Below are 15,828 nucleotides of genomic sequence, written 5' to 3' on the forward strand. Positions count from 1 at the left end.
TGGCCCTATTTGGATTACGGATAGAACGCTGTCAGGCAAGCATTATAAGGAGATGTTGGATCATCACCTTTGCCAGCTCTGATTAAACGTTCCACTGTACGACGAGTGAGAATTGCTTCAGCACGGTCATAGTTATTAAATTCGGTACGACGTTCTTCACGAAGATAGTATCGTGTTGAACGATATACGCCATCTTCGTGTTTCTCAATCAAACCATTGTTAAGTTGACGAGTTAACATTGACGCATGTTCATGCGAACGTTCTTCGGTCCACTCAATATGATCGCCATATCCGTCGATCATTCCGCGGGTACGTGCCTTCTTCAATAGGCGAGATGTCATAATAACATCACGCATACGTTTCTTGGCATGTTGCATTGCACCGATATCGTACAACTGTTCGATTCGATCTTCGCGGCGGACATTACGTAATCGACGCATGGCGGATGTCGCCAGTCGGTATGCACGATCGCTTCTCAGATTCTCATGTGTCTCGCGAATGCGTTCACGGAATCTTGTTGAAAGCCTGTCATCTTCGGCATACGAACGGCGAACGCGCTCGACTGCATCGTCATCACGGTAAGAATATGTTTCCGCAATAACAGATTCAGAAGCGCCCTGTATAATAATCGCCATTTTATCCCCGTTTATTTGCTTCGCTCAAACAATGGGCGCGATAGTTATTAATCAAACTAATTGTCTCAGGGTGTAAGACAATACTGCTTGAAACTTCGAACGGTCTTGTTAAGCTCATCATACCATTGGATGGTTCGAGTGCACTATATGTATCCAGATCAAACTGGTCCATAATCAACTTACATTGCGTCATATCACCATCGAAATCCGCATTCGGATTCTTGATGATAAGGTTACTGATACGCATTGCATAGATATGGGGATCTGTAAACACATCAGTGATACGTAACAGCTGGTTAGAAAGCATCTCCAGCGTTGGGTTACGCAACATTGCCATTGGGATTCCGTGGCCTACCAAACTATTGTTGATAAACCATTTCAGAATATCATGCATCTGTTCATCATAATTACAGATACAGTGATCAATGTATTTCGACATCCGTTTTGGTGTCATGTTAAATGGTGGTTGTAGCAAATGACCTTCGATGTGATTTCGAAGCATTACTACCAGCCATGACCATGGAACAGTCACCTCGTCGTATTCATGCGCTCCGATATGTGGTATGATTACCACACGACCGGACCAAGGCGTTCGTGTCGCACCTAATTGCCGACGAAACAATCCATATTTACCTGACGTCGTTTCGCGAACGAAATCAACGTAGAAATCTGACATCTTGCTTTGCACATCGACCAGTTTGCTATTCAAGCGAGCTGGGCTCAGTGGTCGGAGTGAATTCTCCAAACCAGCAATTGTCTTTGCTGCATCAATCGCATGCAGCATTGTAGGATCTGCGAATGTGTTGCCGCCGCTTTGCTCAGTAACCATTGCCCATTTGGATGGGTATGGCATATACTTACAATACGCTGCCTCATTCTCAATATCCAGCAATTCCAAGAACTCTTCCATTTTCTTGGTTGGTCGAACACGGGCACGTTTGTTGCTATACAGAATCTTAATGAATTCTGGTGTCAGCAATTTACGAAACACAGACTTAAATGTTTTCAAGTCGCGTGTAACATAAGACAAACTTCTCTCTTCCACGATTCCGTCGATATAACGCATTAACGCGTGAAACTTCGACGATTCCGAAAGCGTTGGGCGATAACGCGCATCTGTCAGATAACGCAAGATGTCGAAATCTTTTGCGTTACTGAAGTTTGCGTTGAACCGCACCCAGAATATCGGGTTAATGAAACGACCAGCCGGATTTCTAAACCATACATGTGATTCGAAATCTTGGCCCATCACTCGCTTTACTACCGGGTCTGAGCATTTCGGATTCTGACAAGTTTGACCTTCATTAAACTTGCCTGACAATTCACCACACCCGCACGTTGGTGTAATGTCTAATGCATCGCCATTGTAATGCACACGTGTCAAATCGTTCAGGACTTTTACCGCATCAGAAGTAGAACACCCCTCAACTACATCATTTACAACAATCGGGTTTCTCTTTAATGATCGAAACTCTTTAGATAGGTCGATCAATTCCAGTGCAGCGCCACGATTCATTCCATATCCCCTTGACAAAAAATAAAAGAGTGAGGGGCGAATGCCCCTCTCTCATTTTTACACCAACACCTTACCAGCGTGCGTTACGGGTACGGCTATGGTTGTCGCGGTCGCCACGACCACGACGATCGCTGCTACGACGATTGTTGCGGCCAGCGCCACGCATTTCGTCATAACGCAGACCGTAGTGTGCTGATGCACGTTCGCCACGACGGCCGCGTACTTCATCACGGTCACGGTTAACCTGAAGCTCCATATTTGCACGATGGAATGCTGCATAGCACGCTTCCATGAACAGTGGATCGAAGATCATTACGGTGCAGATGCCGGTCATCTTGAAGGTATCACCGGACAGATGCTTGTAAAGATCCAGCGCAATGCCAACACGCTCATCATTGGACAGGCCACTTGTAGAGCTGTGTGCACGGATATAATCATCCAGACGCTGGGTATCGCGATCTTGGAACTTAGACGCTGCGAACCAGTGGTCCAGTCGAGTAACCGGTTGTGGGCCATTGTTGGTCATGTAGTGACCATCCGGCAGGCTGAATGCAGCTGCGATTACATCACGACCTTTCAGACGATCGAATTCGTCGGTGAAGTAATTGTTTGTTGCATCGTCCAACAGATCAAACAGGTGCTCACGCGCTACGTTGCTACGATCTTCGTAGATGTCGCGCAGCAGCTCACCGAATGATGAACCAGGCATGCCTTCGTTATAACGGTATGCGAATTCCATGCCCAGGCTATGGCGAACCAGTCGCTTCAGAACTTCGAAGACTTGTTGATCATCTTCTGGGTTCTCCATGTCCAGTTTACCCGGCTCAACGGATGCCTGTGGATCCATCAGGTAGCCCAGATCGCGGATGTCGCGGTCACGGCTGCTGAACGCGGTTGGCATAAAGCAGCGGAAGTAGCGATATGCTTTATCCAGGTTAACTGCGATGGATGCAGCAATCATGCTACGTACCATTGGACCAGCTGATTCTTCTTCACGATACACGTCGATTTCGCTGAAGACCATTCGTGGCAGGAGGCATGCCAGATTGTGGTCTTTGCTACGATCATCACGAGTAGAGTCTGGTGACTCAACCGGCAGCAGGTCGATATAACCACTTGCTGTTGCCCACTGTGCCTGAGAGGTGTTATCAATCAGGGAAGTTGAACGGTTGTTACCAGTCTGTGAAGTTTCCAGTGAGATGGAAATGTCGTTACGGATTGGCAGACCTGCATAACCAGCTACGTCGGAAGTACCGACGATGCCGATGATGCCTTCCAGCTTGATGCCGTCTGCTTTGAAATCAGCATCGAACAGCTCGCGAGTCAGGCCGGCCGCAGTCAGGATGTAATCAGTTGCGGTACCCAGAATTGGTAGGATCTCGTCAACGGTATCCAGAGACACGCCGTGTGACAGGACTACATAACCGCAGTAACGCATATCGCTGATGCTCAGTGCGCTATGCAGGCTGCACAGAGTCTCTTCGACAGAAGTCAGAGTCTTGTCATCCAGCTGCTCGCCCATTGAGATATATTCGCGAATTTCATCGCGGTCACGACGACGATCGTTGTTACGACGAGTTACTTCGCGAACGGTAGATTCGCGGTTCTCTACCACAATCAGTGAGTAGTAGAACTTCGGATCGTTATCGAATGTACCGACGGTTGCCAGCAGAGACACTGGACCCAGGTTTTCCATACCCGGAATTGGGAAGGTTTTAATTGCTTCTTCCTGCATCTTAGCGAGCTGGTTGGAAGAGTTAGCTTTCTTCCACTCTTGGTGCAGTTGGTTGAAGCGGTTCACGCGCTGGTTGTTGCGTGAAGAACTGTATGCGTTACCGATGTTCAGGTTCATTCGTGGTTTATCCTCGAAAGTTTCTTTCTTATCTTTAGCGCGTGTGCGCTCTTCTTCTTCGCGCTCTTCGCGCTCACGGCGTTCACGGTCTTCACGATCGCGACGTGCATTTTCACGCTCACGCTCACGGCGTTCACGGCGTTCTTCATCGCTATCACGACGTTCACGGCGTTCATCGCGATCATCACGTTCGCGACGGTCGCGACGGTCTTCACGGCTGTCTTCACGGCGATCGCGACGGTCTTCGCGACGCTCTTCACCACCAGTGGTTTCTTGACCTTCAGTCTTTCCTTCTTCAACCTGCGCGTTGTTGGAGGTTACTTCTGTTTCAGTAGCACGGCGCTTGATACCCATTTTGTTTCGTCCTTTTATTACAGTTTAAGATTTATTGTGGCAGGTTCACATTGATAAAATATGTGTCAAATTTTTTTGGAACAAGGTTATGATTACCATCGATGTATCAACCGCCACACATCGTGGTGGATCGTTTGACCCGTCCTTCAAATTAATACGCACTGCAGTTAATAAAAACGTGAGCTACAATATCCGTACTCGCAGACTGGCAGCAGATATGCTTCCACCTGATCATTTATTGATTACGATACTAAACTCATTGTCAATTAACCGCAACGATTCACTTGAAGAGATGTATTACAAGTTGCGTGATCGTGTATATATGTTGGGTACGGCTCTAGGCTTAGTATCACCGACATCATACGGTAAATCGCATCGCCACTTCATGATGGATGGATGTAATGAATACATCTATCTACATTGTGATGACTTCGTTCGCGAAGCTTGGCAAAACATATCACCGATTGAATTCGTTTATCACGAGGAGACGAACCTTAACACATTATACGGTGGACATCGGAACGAAGATACATACGCTCTGATTTCCATTAACGTATTTGCGTTAGCTTATCAGTTTAAGTGCTGGCTAAGACAGCGAACGTTAGACGGCTCTACGGAAACTATCCGCAGCTTCTTACACAAGTTCCCAGTTACCAATGCAATCCACAGTTATACGGATATCAGTTTGTTTAACAGACATCTTTATACGCAGCAAGGCTGGGACATGACTCCAGATAAGAAATACCATCTTACGACTCTTATGTCGTTTGACAGCTTACTGGAAAAACATATCCGAAACTTGCTGGAGAAATTAGGTGGTCAAACACACACAATTTCACAAAACCTTTATGGTACGGAATTGTTCTACAAGTTAAGTGCGCTTGATTTAATTCCTACTGTGCCTGCTATGCGCTCTCGTCAAACCGGCTGGTTCTTCGATTTAGCTAAGCTGCCACTTATACTTTATGGCGATACGTTTATGCGTAACACCAATGAAGATTACAACAAGGGGCAGTTATCTACATGGCGTCGTGAACTGACACAAACTATAGATAGCCACATATGGTCGATACTGCAAAACGCAGCTCCACATATAAAAGAAAGATATCGGTTATTTTTTAAACGGTGACAAGCATAAATAGCTGAGGGGCGAAAGCCCCTCAGTCTATGCTTATGGTAACTTGCGACGCTTCTTCGGTGCGAACAGGCTAAGTAGCTCAGCTATTCTCTTGAATATCAGGATGAATTGCTTCAATTGCTTCATGCAATATTCCTTGGTTGTGTTTTACACGATCCAAGTAATCTCCCCAGCTCTCGTTGCAGAAACGGATCACATTTGGGTTTGACATGCCTTGTGCATAATGATCTAAGCACAGCGGAACGTATAGTCCAATGTCTCCAACTACAACACTCTCGCCTTCGTAGACTACTGCACCGCTAGCATCAACACGTGCGTTCTGTGTAGCTTTATCGCCGCACCAACACACAGTTTTCAGCTCTTCCAGACTTTCTGCTACGGCTAACAGTTTAGCGCTAGCCTCAAACAAAGTCATAGAGAAATCGTTCTTCAGGCCATAGCACAATACCGGTGTATCATAAAGCTTAGCAATAACAACCAGCTCTTCTACTTGTTTCACAGTTAAGAACTGCGCTTCATCAATAAGGACTGCTTCAATCGGATCAACTACAGATTCCAGATACATATCCAGAACCGAGTCTCCTTTTCCAAGCATGATACAGTCGGTCTTTAATCCGACGCGTGAAGTGATAAAACCATCTTCATCGCGCGTATCTACTTTTGGTTTAAAGCGCAGCGTCTCCATGCCGCGCTGTTTGTAGTTGAAGCTGCATTGAATTAACGCGGTAGACTTACCGGAATTCATTGCACCATACTTGAAATAAATCTTTGCCATCAATAGTAATCCGAAATTAGTTTATAACGTTTGTCGTTCATGCAATAGTAACCCAAGGATTCCAACATATGGTAATATGGTTCCATGGTACTAAAGATGAGCTTACGGAAGTTTGTCACATCCAGAATCTCTTTCGGGATCCCGTTCGATACAACAGTTTCTGGTAACATCAACTTGGTAAAGTTATCACGACCATGTTCGGTACAGAATCTTTCGATTAAGTTTCCGAGTTCACGATTCTTCATATCTGTCCACCATGCCTTCAATGCAGTTTTGTTTTCCAAATCTACAGGCAAATGCACAATACCGTACGGTGGTTCGCCCGGTGATGTATAGAAACGTGAGAATGTTGCTTCCCAGAACATATGGTAGAAATAAGCTGCTGACTCTGGCTTAGCATAACCTCCGCGGTCTTTTAGCTGGCCAGTCTTAAGATATGTCGTTTCACCGTTAGTAATCGATTCGCGAATATTACGTTCGATTTCTGCGATGTGTGCGAACAACTTAGTCAGTTCAATCTTTTCACCGATACGAACTTTCAACAGACATTCCATAGTTGTTGCACGGAAGTCCATCATGATTTCGCGTGGAATGTTAGAGCTACGTAATACAACGCCCTTCATTTCCAGTTCTGGTTCGTGCTTAGCTGTACCTTCTTGGTTGGTAATCGCCGAGAAGTAGTGCTTAGCCTTATTAGTTAACGCAAATGCAGCGAATTTAAATTCGTTCTTCATTGCGTACTTAAATACCAGTCTTTCTACCACGCCCATGTTGGCTGACATCAATGCCATCATGTGCGCGATATTCTGAACCGCTATATAAGTTACTACGTCGGCAATTGCATCCGCATGATCGCCATATACGATTTCACCAAAATACCATTCTACCCACCACTGCGATGTAGCCATAGTGGAGTCGGTATCTGAAACCAGTGAAACGCGTCGTACGGTATCAGGCAAACGTGAGACAGAAGCCGGTACAATCTTAGTGAAGAATAACGGACGGAAGAAAGACAAGTGTCCTTCAATAACTCCCATTAGGCGCTTGGCGCCGTTCATCACAATCTTGTAATCTTCTGGATTGTCTTCTTTTACTTTCTTTAAGTTTCTAGCGCCAATATACTTGCTATACAGAAGTGACAACAGGATTTCAGTATCGCCATCCAGTCGTTTTTCCACGTCTGCATAATCATGCAGTGGCTTATCTTCCAACTCCATGATACTGCCGAGTATTGGTCGGACAATCTCTGGGTTGAACTTAGCAACATGATACATGTCGCCGATATAAACAAATGCAGCACGTTCGTAATCGCTGAGTGTTTCAACGACTGCACGAATCTCTGCGAATCCTTCGTTGTTCTCTTCTGGCCAGAACAGTCTGGTGGAGTGAAGGATTACTTCCATCGTTTCTTCGACTGTCGGGAATTTCAGTCGATACTTACGCATACAATCTTTGAACTCAACTTGGTCATAGATTGAAACGATGGCGTTGATATTATGGATTACGCACTCAGGAGAGAAGTAATGTCGTGTACCTGACAACATCTTCTCATTATTAGCATTACCGTATGCAGTTGCTGTACGGCAGATACTAGTAAGAGTACTGTGCTGGGTTGCGTTATGTAGGAATGTACCTTTGGATACGTGTGCACCTGACAAAGAGTTGTTACGTGTTTTAAGCGAGGTTTGTTCGTTCTTCTTGTTACTCGCCAACACCATATTGCCTGCAGCTTCTGCAGCAGCCATTTCTTTCTTAACTTTGCCACGTGCCGCAACGTTTTCAACGATGAAGTTTGCAAGCAGTGATTCTTCTTCATCAGCACTAACATATGCTGTCATCGATGGTGAGAACATGAAGTTACACTTTCGAATAACTTCGAACATTCTCGATAATGGAATCGTTGTTCTTACACGGTCTCCGGTTTTTCTATCACGCGCGTTGATTGTTACCGTACGGTCATTGTATTCAAAGTGCCCGCCCGGTTGCATCGCAATAGCCATTTGTTCTTTAATGAGTTCAATTGGCTGTTTATACTTGCGAGCAAAGAACGCTGCTGTCTGTTCGAAATAACCTTTTAGGAAATCGTTATCTCGAATATAGTAGTCAATCGATCTTAAAAATAAGCTCATTAAAGGAACCTCGTTTGTCCCATACCTGTCATAATATAGGACATAGAGGAAAAAAAAAAGAAAGTTGGGAAGGGCCGAAGCCCTTCCTTATTTACATAACTTGAGAATAAGCTCTTTGGCTGGTAATCCCAACAACTCGCCGACTGCATTAATAACGTAGTCGAATTGGGCACCTTTCAATTCACCTTGCATCGCTTCGATAACATCAGACTGCGTAACTGCGCGATTGTTATTCAGTAGCTGAATTTGCGATGGTGATAATACAGAAGACAGTTTACCATTAAAGTCTTCTACTTTGCCGACCTTGAATAGTTTAGATACATCTATAGTAGTATAAAACTTTTCAGCGGTCTTTTTTCCTGATTCATCGGATAACTTCTTTAGTTTTTCACCGATAATCTTGTTTGCCAATCCTACGTTAACACGCTCCATCGTGTTATCGATAAACATGATGTCTCCACCGTGTGTATATATTGGCTCTGCACGTACTCTCATTCCGATATCCCTTAGTTAGCTACGCAAATCGATTTAACAATTGAAATGAATAGCATTGTTTTAAGTTTCTGCGGCTCTGGTAAACTGGCATATGGTACCATTGCCGGATGTTCCATTCGCACAGGGTCAATCTCTGGACCATAGCGGTAGCCTTGGTTAGCCATTGATTCAATCCATGCTTTATGGCACTCTTTTGGAGTGATGTCTGGATTATCTGAGACCAACGACACGCCTACCAGTGCACGCTGTTTAGATTCATCATCCAACTCATCCCAGTCTGCGTTATACGGCTCATTAAAATATGAGCGCAAGCCATTATTAACCTGATGTGCTACTTTTGCAGCCAGGATTTGTTTCGCGTTAAACATTTTTCGGAATCTCCATGGAAAGGATTTTGAAACCACCTGATAACAGATACTTATTCAGCCGCTCCAACTCGGAACTATTGCTAAGCACAATCTTGGTGGTTGCAATTACTTCAGTAACAACTGTTACATCGTTATCGATCCATGGCAATGCCAACGCACGGCTTGTTTTACCGTCTGGCAATACCAGAGCAACATACTCCAACTCTTGTGCAGCACGCGGCGTACCGGGTGGTAAATCTGCATAGATGTTAGCGTGTGTTGCTACGATATTTGGGTCAATCGCAACGGCAATATCGAAATCGACAATGCCCTTTTTGCGACAGTTGTTAAAGTTGCCGCCAAGACGTTCTGTAATCAATCGAATGTTTACATAAGTTCCTGACGGCAGAGTTTTGATATCGGCCATACTTAGACTCCCAGTTAATCATCATAGGAATCAATCGAATGTTACCGTAAGATGGTTAGTATCAGCATTCCAGTGTATTCCAGTTGCCGTACATGCGCTCATATCGTATCCTGCTGTTGCAAATGGGTCTACCAACAATGCATACAAGTCTGGCACGTATAAGCTTTCCATATCTTCAAAGTGTTTTTGGATTTCTTTAAGCTTTATAAATGTTTCTACATCACACATGTCCAGCTCAACATCGTCCATCAATCTATCTAGATATGTATCATAATCAACCAAATCGTGGAAGCTACACGGGTAAAGTCTGCGATAAGTCAACTTACATAGATGTACCAAAAGCTGTGTATGAACATCAAGTATTCGGTGAACAACCCATTGCGAATCGTAGTAGCTGCTAACCCATGTGCCGAGTACATCCCTTTCAATCTTACGGATGCACACCTGTGCTTTAGGCAATATGTCTTTATAAAAATGACGTATATTGCTGATACCGGAACGACTCGGCAATACGCAAATAGTAGTCAATGTATCTCCCCATCCACAGTTATATACCTGCGAGATAGATCAATATCCAAACCAGTGACTGATATTAAATCGAAGTTTCTTACTTCTTCGGTAATGATGTCAATCACTTCTGAGAATATTCTATCTGCATCTCCAAGCAAGTCAATGAGCTTTCTAAATTTCTCTCTGAAATGTTCAGGGAAATCGATGCCATCTACATCGCTATTGTCACAGGAATACTCTTCTATTAAATTATTCAAGAAGGCTTCAATCTTATCCGTAGTTTCCCTAACATAATCCAAATCCAGGTCCGGCGTCAGTCTATCAATTACTGCTAAGTGTAGCGAGTAATTAAAGAAGTCTGTTAATGCTTCTTGCATCATTGCCGTATCTTCTACTTCGTCATAATCATACATAGTCTTGGCTTCAGGGGCAAAGCCCCTGTCGCCCAAGTATACATTCTTGATGAAGAAAACCATGCACTTATGACGAGCTGCCCCGTACATAGGGATTATCAGTCGTCTTTCTGCCATAAAATATCCTAGTGTATTACACCGTGCGCTAACTCTTTTGGAACGAAAACAATGGAATATGTATCGGTTGGCAACGCGAAGAATATATCTAGTTGCGCACCCACGCCAATTCCAACTTCATCAGAAACAGTATATCCGTGATAAACACACTCTCTTGCGAAATCCCACCATTCGTCATTGGCGATCATTGCATTGTAGTGCAAGATACATGTATCCAAAGAGTCAGCTATCGGATCGTGCTCGTCGAAATTAACAAGTTGTGTGGTTATTTCAACAACACCCGTAAGTAGTGTTTCAGCTTTATTACTCAGGAATTCACAGATGCGCTCACGAAAATCTAACTTCTCGCATTCTTCATCATTGAGTATTCCGGTCGCTAACAATAGCTTTGCAGCACGATCGTAAAGAGCCTCAGGAACAATATCGCGGTCTTTGCCGCGCTTGAAGCAATCCTTAGCATCTTTTGCACCGTTATTATACTGATCAGCTAACTCATAAATGAGCGCAGCAGCGACGGTGTCTAGTGCGCTAACCATCGCCATTGCATAAACATTGATCAGCATCTGAGTTATTTCAGTAAATCCGGTCGTTGTTCCGAACCTGCTCTCTAATCGAATAGACACGTCTGCAAGTGCGCACTTGGATAAGTAATAATCCTCGTTCTCAACATGCATAAACAGGGTTAATTGTGGGACCTCAGTCGTACTCAATTTCCACTGAACCTCTCGCTACCATGCCAGTCTCTACACTAATATGCAAGTCAATGTTTGTTGACTTAGCTACATATATAGCATGATCTGGTTCAAATTCATCGTATAGCTCGACGATAGCCATTTGATAGGCAACTGAATTAACAACGCTCATCGCTTTAAAACTGTCTTCAACAATGTCTAGGATTTCTACCGCCAGTTCCCACGTGGTTATCTCTTGACACTCCAGGTAGTTGCTGATGATTTCTTCATCTTTAACTCTGTCTAATACTTTAGCGATAGCTGCCGTAACTAGTTCTGCATCTTCGTCATCCAGTTCGTCCTCATCATCATCATTCCTGAGGATTCTCATGAACACGTAGCAATACACGCTATATGCAAACAGAACATCGTTAAGCATTATGTCTTCTACTTCATCACGAGGATGAGCAAACAATCCATATGCTTCATCAGATGCCAGCTCTCTGTGGATCTCGAGCAAGTTGTCTTCAATGTGCCCTAAGTATACCCTGTATTTCACGGCGAACTCCCGCGTGTTTAGCGCTATACATAGAGTACATTTTAAAGATGGCAGTAACTAACCGAGCGGGATCAACTTGCTGATCTTCCTCGATTTTGTACTCTTGGTAAGCAGCGACTCGTGTTATGCACATGAATTCACTATGGTTACGCTCAGCAATTTCGGTCTCTTCAAGACTGATCTGCATTGCGAAGAATTCATCACTCATCGCCATCAAACATGAAAGTATGCTACACATTAATCTTGCTGCAACAATCGCTGCAACGATTCCGGCGTTCTCTGTTAACTCTTCGCCGTTACGTGAGATGTTATCAATGATGTATTTTACTGCAGCCGAATTGTTTTCAATTTCCTCTAAGGAAACGTAATGCAATCCAGCACGAATCAGTGTATTCACATCTTCGATAACAAACTCAATAAGATCAACGTTACTTTCACCCAAGCCATTGATAGATGCTAGATCGTCAATTAGCTCACCATATCCTTCGATAACATGAACACCGATCATTTTGCCATCCTCATATCAACAACAATACAATAGCGAGAATATTCTGCTTCTCTTATCTGGATATCTGTGAAATCGTAATCTCTCAGAACATCTTCCAGATATGTGTACAACCGAACATATCCAGATGTCGTAATAATTCGCTCCATGATTACACGACATGCTGAGATTGCATCGATGATGTCACGTGGTCGATCGTTTTGATCTTCTTCCATTTTCTCGCTAACGGTTTCATTGATCTCACCAATTACTGATGTTACCAAATCCAAGCTGAATGGTGCACGTGAGTTAATATCTTCTATGGCTTGCATTACTGACCATACCCACAGATCTGCGAAGTCGATACACGATGGCCGTTTACTGGCATTGCGTGATATCTCGTCAATCAACGAGTCAACTTCGTCGCGTTCCATGTAGATGCGCAATTCTTTATTCATTTTACATACCTTATTAGCCCAGATAGTTCCGCACAGAACATATCTGCACCTTCTTTAAAATCAACTATATCCAAATCGCCGCAGATTACGTTTTTGCCTACGCCAGATAGCACTAGCTTTCGAGTAACTCGATGTATGTCCATATATACATCACGCAAGCCAGGGATATCTCGTGTATCTGTTTCCATCTGGAACTTAGCGTATTCTGACGGGGTGACATTTAGCCAGAACTCAATCACGTCTCTCATCAGTAGATAGTGATCTGGAATTGAAATCCCATGTATGACGGATAATGAGTTGAGTGTCTCGTGACAATCCTCTCGAGATAACTGCACGTTTAGTGGTATCGCGTTTTTCATCTTTCGGCTTTCCACGATGTGTTGCTTTAAGACGTTTAATTTCGGCGATAGTCTGTTCGTCCATCTTGGAGTATTCGAATTTCTCTTTAAGGATGAATGAATCTAAGATATCGCGTTCCGTAAGAAGGAATACACGCTCACCTGATTTATCGTAGCGATTCGCGTAATTGGTCACTTCTACATCATCAATGTACGTATCGCAATTGTTCTTATAAACATCCTCGTCCATTTCCGGGGTGATTGTATCCGAAACAAAGAACGGGTCGTTAACGATTAGAGGTTCTTCCTTCTTAAACTCACGTGCTTCCACACGACCAACACCAAACATTCGAGTATATGCAATGATGCGATAATCGCCAGAAGATACCATCGATAGTACGCTACCTACTGTTAGATATTGTACGGCATCCCAGCGTTCATGATAACGTGCAAGGATTGATTTACATTCTTCGTAAATGATTTTACACCATTCCAGCGATGGGCGTGTGCCGATACGCTGCATAATTGGCGGTGTAATTGTCATATCGTCCAAACCATCGATAGCTTCCAGGAAGTAATCAATATCACGAACATTTGGAATCGATAGAAAATAATCTTTGAACGCGAAGTCCATGAAGTACACAAGGCCATTGGTAACATAGCCATAGTGGCAGAATAAATCTCCGTACTCGTGACTGATTCGTTCAGCTTCTGCATTAAGATATACTCGCGAGACATCAAGCATTTTCAATATTCCCATATATTCTAAAAGTATTTTTACCGGCCTGTACAACATTAACTATTTCGATACACGGCTCGAGTACAAATGTGTTGTATATTGACTTAATGATCCGATCTCTAATATATCCACTTCTACGATCCCACTGGTCATTACAGAGTTCTATGTTGTGCGCCCAGGAACATTCTGAAGAGAATACATATCCGATTGCATTTAAGCCACACACGACGTCATCTACATCGCATATAACATCATGCAGATCCTCTAGTCTAAACTGATAGACGTATCTACGTCGTGTCATAATGTTTTCCTCACAATGCTCACAACTATAATATATGTCTATAGTTGCTTACAAAGCAATACATATCCAGTCGTTTTTTAAAACTTCGTATGAATCCAACAGGAGGACATATGGATCTTTTCAATAATGCAGTACAATTTGTACTCAATAACGACATCCCAAAACGCATCTTAGAAGATGCATTTCTGCCAGATAAACACTCAAATCAGCGTAATCGTTCGCTCACAGATTGCATTATTGAGCGAGTTATTCGCAATAAAGTGATGCCAGATTTGAGCAGAATCGGTGGTACTTTGATCGATATTCCACTGTATGAATGTCCATTCTCATACGACGATACACTCAATTATCGCTACCATCGCATCTATGAAATCGATGCAAAATACACCCAAAATCGTCCAATTTATTCAGTGCTCAGAGCCTACAATAACGGCGTAATTTCAGCTACTGCAGGCATGACTCCATTCAATGCTGGGTACTCAACTTATCAGACTTCTACCGTCGATGAGATGATGTCAAAGCAAATTATGTCAAGAGATCGGATGGTCAAGTTCTCCGATGCCGATATAGAGGTCGTAGGGCCATTCTCGCTGCGTGTAACCAACACAATAATGCTAGCCTACAACTTAACCTTAGAATGCCGTATAGGCTATTCTAGCGAGTTTCACGAGCTAATGCCTCCATACCACCATGAATTCAATTTATTGGTGGATTTAGCAGTTAAGTCATATATCTACCGCGAACTCCGTTTAGACATCGATATGTTTAAACTTGACGGTGGACGTGAACTCGGCGTTTACAAAGATTACGTAGACAGCTATTCCAATGCTTCCAGCGATTACCAGGAACAGATTAGCAAGCGCTGGCGTAAGCTTCTGATTCTGGGTGATGCTCGTCGTGCTAAGAAAGCTGACTGGAACGCTGGCATGGTAACTGTTTAAAGACAAATAAAAATTAGGAACCGCTCTGGGGCTTTCGCCCCAGAGCTTTCCATTATACGCCGAATGATCTAACATCGGCAAGCGATATCTAAACCGCTTTATGGGATCGTCGCATTTTATGCAATCTGCGTTACGACGATCGTCCCACCATACCAGCCCAGGCTGTACTCGCATTGCTTTCCAGGTTGCTCTAGCACGGTAGCTTGGCGCCGGCTGTTGTTATTTCGGACTCTCGTTGGGCTGTGTCTACGCTACTCAATTCGGTATCTGTCATAGCTATGGGGAGGCGCTCTGACTAAATCCATTATGACGCGTTCAGGGATAACAAGAATAACAACAACCAGCATTAGGTCGCCAACCACGCCAATAGTCATCCGGTCAGAGACTTCTATGGAGTGGCATGGTCGGCAGATAAGCACGCCTTTCAACATCCGTATTGAGAGGCGTAAGGGGAATTGCGCTCGGAATGATCTCACAACCGATTCAGTTACAATGAGTGTGCGCTGATTGTTATTGAATTGGTTCGGTTGTGTGTTCGTGCACATGAACTATAACCCAGTTATTTTTTACATGGTTTTAAGTTTACGTATAAATGTAACTCGTCGGCTCGGCTCGCTGGCCGGCGCGAC

Annotated in this window: 17 protein-coding genes; 2 read left to right on the plus strand and 15 right to left on the minus strand. The window is 43.8% G+C overall.

What is annotated here, in order from left to right; translation table 11 throughout:
- Window positions 1-14: 14 nt before the first annotated feature.
- From ACRDDY_RS13940 to ACRDDY_RS13950, 3 genes are all read right to left on the minus strand, one after another.
- Window positions 15-635 carry a hypothetical protein gene (locus ACRDDY_RS13940; RefSeq protein WP_438565552.1) on the minus strand — a complete coding sequence of 207 codons (621 nt, stop codon included), beginning with the start codon at window positions 633-635 and terminating at the stop codon, window positions 15-17.
- Between the two features lies 1 nt (window position 636).
- The gene (locus ACRDDY_RS13945) at window positions 637-2,151 is read right to left on the minus strand and encodes a hypothetical protein (protein WP_438565553.1); all 1,515 of its coding nucleotides are present in this window, start codon (window positions 2,149-2,151) and stop codon (window positions 637-639) included.
- A 70-nt stretch (window positions 2,152-2,221) separates the two neighbouring features.
- Entirely contained in the window at window positions 2,222-4,357 is a 2,136-nt protein-coding gene (locus tag ACRDDY_RS13950; protein ID WP_438565554.1) for a hypothetical protein, read from the minus strand.
- Window positions 4,358-4,445: 88 nt separating this feature from the next.
- Here ACRDDY_RS13950 and ACRDDY_RS13955 point away from each other — a divergent pair, with 88 nt between their 5' ends.
- Window positions 4,446-5,486: a hypothetical protein gene (locus tag ACRDDY_RS13955; RefSeq protein ID WP_438565555.1), complete on the plus strand. Its 1,041-nt coding sequence runs from the start codon at window positions 4,446-4,448 to the stop codon at window positions 5,484-5,486.
- A gap of 88 nt (window positions 5,487-5,574) precedes the next feature.
- On the opposite strand, the gene ACRDDY_RS13960 is transcribed toward ACRDDY_RS13955, so the two are convergent.
- From ACRDDY_RS13960 to ACRDDY_RS14015, 12 genes are all read right to left on the minus strand, one after another.
- On the minus strand, window positions 5,575-6,270 hold the full coding sequence (locus tag ACRDDY_RS13960; RefSeq protein ID WP_438565556.1) for a thymidine kinase: 696 nt from the start codon (window positions 6,268-6,270) through the stop codon (window positions 5,575-5,577).
- Complete coding sequence (locus tag ACRDDY_RS13965) at window positions 6,270-8,399, minus strand: family B DNA polymerase (RefSeq protein ID WP_438565557.1); 2,130 nt, start codon at window positions 8,397-8,399, stop codon at window positions 6,270-6,272. Before ACRDDY_RS13965 ends, ACRDDY_RS13960 begins: the two co-directional genes overlap by 1 nt.
- Before the next feature lie 87 nt (window positions 8,400-8,486).
- The gene (locus ACRDDY_RS13970) at window positions 8,487-8,894 is read right to left on the minus strand and encodes a hypothetical protein (protein ID WP_438565558.1); all 408 of its coding nucleotides are present in this window, start codon (window positions 8,892-8,894) and stop codon (window positions 8,487-8,489) included.
- 11 nt (window positions 8,895-8,905) lie between these two features.
- Entirely contained in the window at window positions 8,906-9,262 is a 357-nt protein-coding gene (locus ACRDDY_RS13975) for a RyR domain-containing protein (RefSeq protein ID WP_438565559.1), read from the minus strand.
- Complete coding sequence (locus ACRDDY_RS13980) at window positions 9,255-9,668, minus strand: phage DNA polymerase-associated SH3 family protein (protein WP_438565560.1); 414 nt, start codon at window positions 9,666-9,668, stop codon at window positions 9,255-9,257. The genes ACRDDY_RS13975 and ACRDDY_RS13980 overlap by 8 nt, the downstream gene beginning before the upstream one ends.
- A 30-nt stretch (window positions 9,669-9,698) precedes the next feature.
- A complete protein-coding gene (locus ACRDDY_RS13985; protein WP_438565561.1) occupies window positions 9,699-9,950 on the minus strand; it encodes a hypothetical protein in 252 nt (83 codons plus the stop codon).
- A 242-nt stretch (window positions 9,951-10,192) separates the two neighbouring features.
- Window positions 10,193-10,708, minus strand: a complete 516-nt coding sequence (locus ACRDDY_RS13990) for a hypothetical protein (RefSeq protein ID WP_438565562.1) — start codon at window positions 10,706-10,708, stop codon at window positions 10,193-10,195.
- 8 nt (window positions 10,709-10,716) lie between these two features.
- Window positions 10,717-11,418, minus strand: coding sequence for a hypothetical protein (locus ACRDDY_RS13995; RefSeq protein ID WP_438565563.1), 702 nt, complete (start codon window positions 11,416-11,418; stop codon window positions 10,717-10,719).
- Window positions 11,405-11,938: a hypothetical protein gene (locus tag ACRDDY_RS14000; RefSeq protein ID WP_438565564.1), complete on the minus strand. Its 534-nt coding sequence runs from the start codon at window positions 11,936-11,938 to the stop codon at window positions 11,405-11,407. Before ACRDDY_RS14000 ends, ACRDDY_RS13995 begins: the two co-directional genes overlap by 14 nt.
- Window positions 11,907-12,446 (minus strand): hypothetical protein, encoded by a 540-nt coding sequence (locus ACRDDY_RS14005; protein WP_438565565.1) that lies wholly within the window; start codon window positions 12,444-12,446, stop codon window positions 11,907-11,909. The genes ACRDDY_RS14000 and ACRDDY_RS14005 overlap by 32 nt, the downstream gene beginning before the upstream one ends.
- Window positions 12,443-12,880 (minus strand): hypothetical protein, encoded by a 438-nt coding sequence (locus tag ACRDDY_RS14010; RefSeq protein ID WP_438565566.1) that lies wholly within the window; start codon window positions 12,878-12,880, stop codon window positions 12,443-12,445. Before ACRDDY_RS14010 ends, ACRDDY_RS14005 begins: the two co-directional genes overlap by 4 nt.
- 231 nt (window positions 12,881-13,111) lie before the next feature.
- Complete coding sequence (locus ACRDDY_RS14015) at window positions 13,112-13,963, minus strand: hypothetical protein (RefSeq protein ID WP_438565567.1); 852 nt, start codon at window positions 13,961-13,963, stop codon at window positions 13,112-13,114.
- Between the two features lie 405 nt (window positions 13,964-14,368).
- Between ACRDDY_RS14015 and ACRDDY_RS14020 the strand changes: the two genes are divergently transcribed.
- On the plus strand, window positions 14,369-15,199 hold the full coding sequence (locus tag ACRDDY_RS14020; RefSeq protein ID WP_438565568.1) for a DUF7484 family protein: 831 nt from the start codon (window positions 14,369-14,371) through the stop codon (window positions 15,197-15,199).
- The last annotated feature ends 629 nt before the right edge of the window (window positions 15,200-15,828 follow it).

The organism is Clostridium sp. (genome assembly GCF_051656525.1).
Classification (GTDB): domain Bacteria; phylum Bacillota; class Clostridia; order Clostridiales; family Clostridiaceae; genus Clostridium.

Bases quoted from the DNA above. Each gene is read 5' to 3' on its own strand.
- ACRDDY_RS13955 (WP_438565555.1), top strand. From the start codon at position 4,446: ATGATTACCATCGATGTATCAACCGCCACACATCGTGGTGGATCGTTT.
- ACRDDY_RS13975 (WP_438565559.1), bottom strand. From the start codon at position 9,262: ATGTTTAACGCGAAACAAATCCTGGCTGCAAAAGTAGCACATCAGGTT.
- ACRDDY_RS13965 (WP_438565557.1), bottom strand. From the start codon at position 8,399: ATGAGCTTATTTTTAAGATCGATTGACTACTATATTCGAGATAACGAT.
- ACRDDY_RS14010 (WP_438565566.1), bottom strand. From the start codon at position 12,880: ATGAATAAAGAATTGCGCATCTACATGGAACGCGACGAAGTTGACTCG.
- ACRDDY_RS13950 (WP_438565554.1), bottom strand. From the start codon at position 4,357: ATGGGTATCAAGCGCCGTGCTACTGAAACAGAAGTAACCTCCAACAAC.
- ACRDDY_RS13940 (WP_438565552.1), bottom strand. From the start codon at position 635: ATGGCGATTATTATACAGGGCGCTTCTGAATCTGTTATTGCGGAAACA.
- ACRDDY_RS13990 (WP_438565562.1), bottom strand. From the start codon at position 10,708: ATGGCAGAAAGACGACTGATAATCCCTATGTACGGGGCAGCTCGTCAT.
- ACRDDY_RS14005 (WP_438565565.1), bottom strand. From the start codon at position 12,446: ATGATCGGTGTTCATGTTATCGAAGGATATGGTGAGCTAATTGACGAT.
- ACRDDY_RS13970 (WP_438565558.1), bottom strand. From the start codon at position 8,894: ATGAGAGTACGTGCAGAGCCAATATATACACACGGTGGAGACATCATG.
- ACRDDY_RS13945 (WP_438565553.1), bottom strand. From the start codon at position 2,151: ATGAATCGTGGCGCTGCACTGGAATTGATCGACCTATCTAAAGAGTTT.
- ACRDDY_RS14015 (WP_438565567.1), bottom strand. From the start codon at position 13,963: ATGCTTGATGTCTCGCGAGTATATCTTAATGCAGAAGCTGAACGAATC.
- ACRDDY_RS13960 (WP_438565556.1), bottom strand. From the start codon at position 6,270: ATGGCAAAGATTTATTTCAAGTATGGTGCAATGAATTCCGGTAAGTCT.
- ACRDDY_RS13980 (WP_438565560.1), bottom strand. From the start codon at position 9,668: ATGGCCGATATCAAAACTCTGCCGTCAGGAACTTATGTAAACATTCGA.
- ACRDDY_RS14020 (WP_438565568.1), top strand. From the start codon at position 14,369: ATGGATCTTTTCAATAATGCAGTACAATTTGTACTCAATAACGACATC.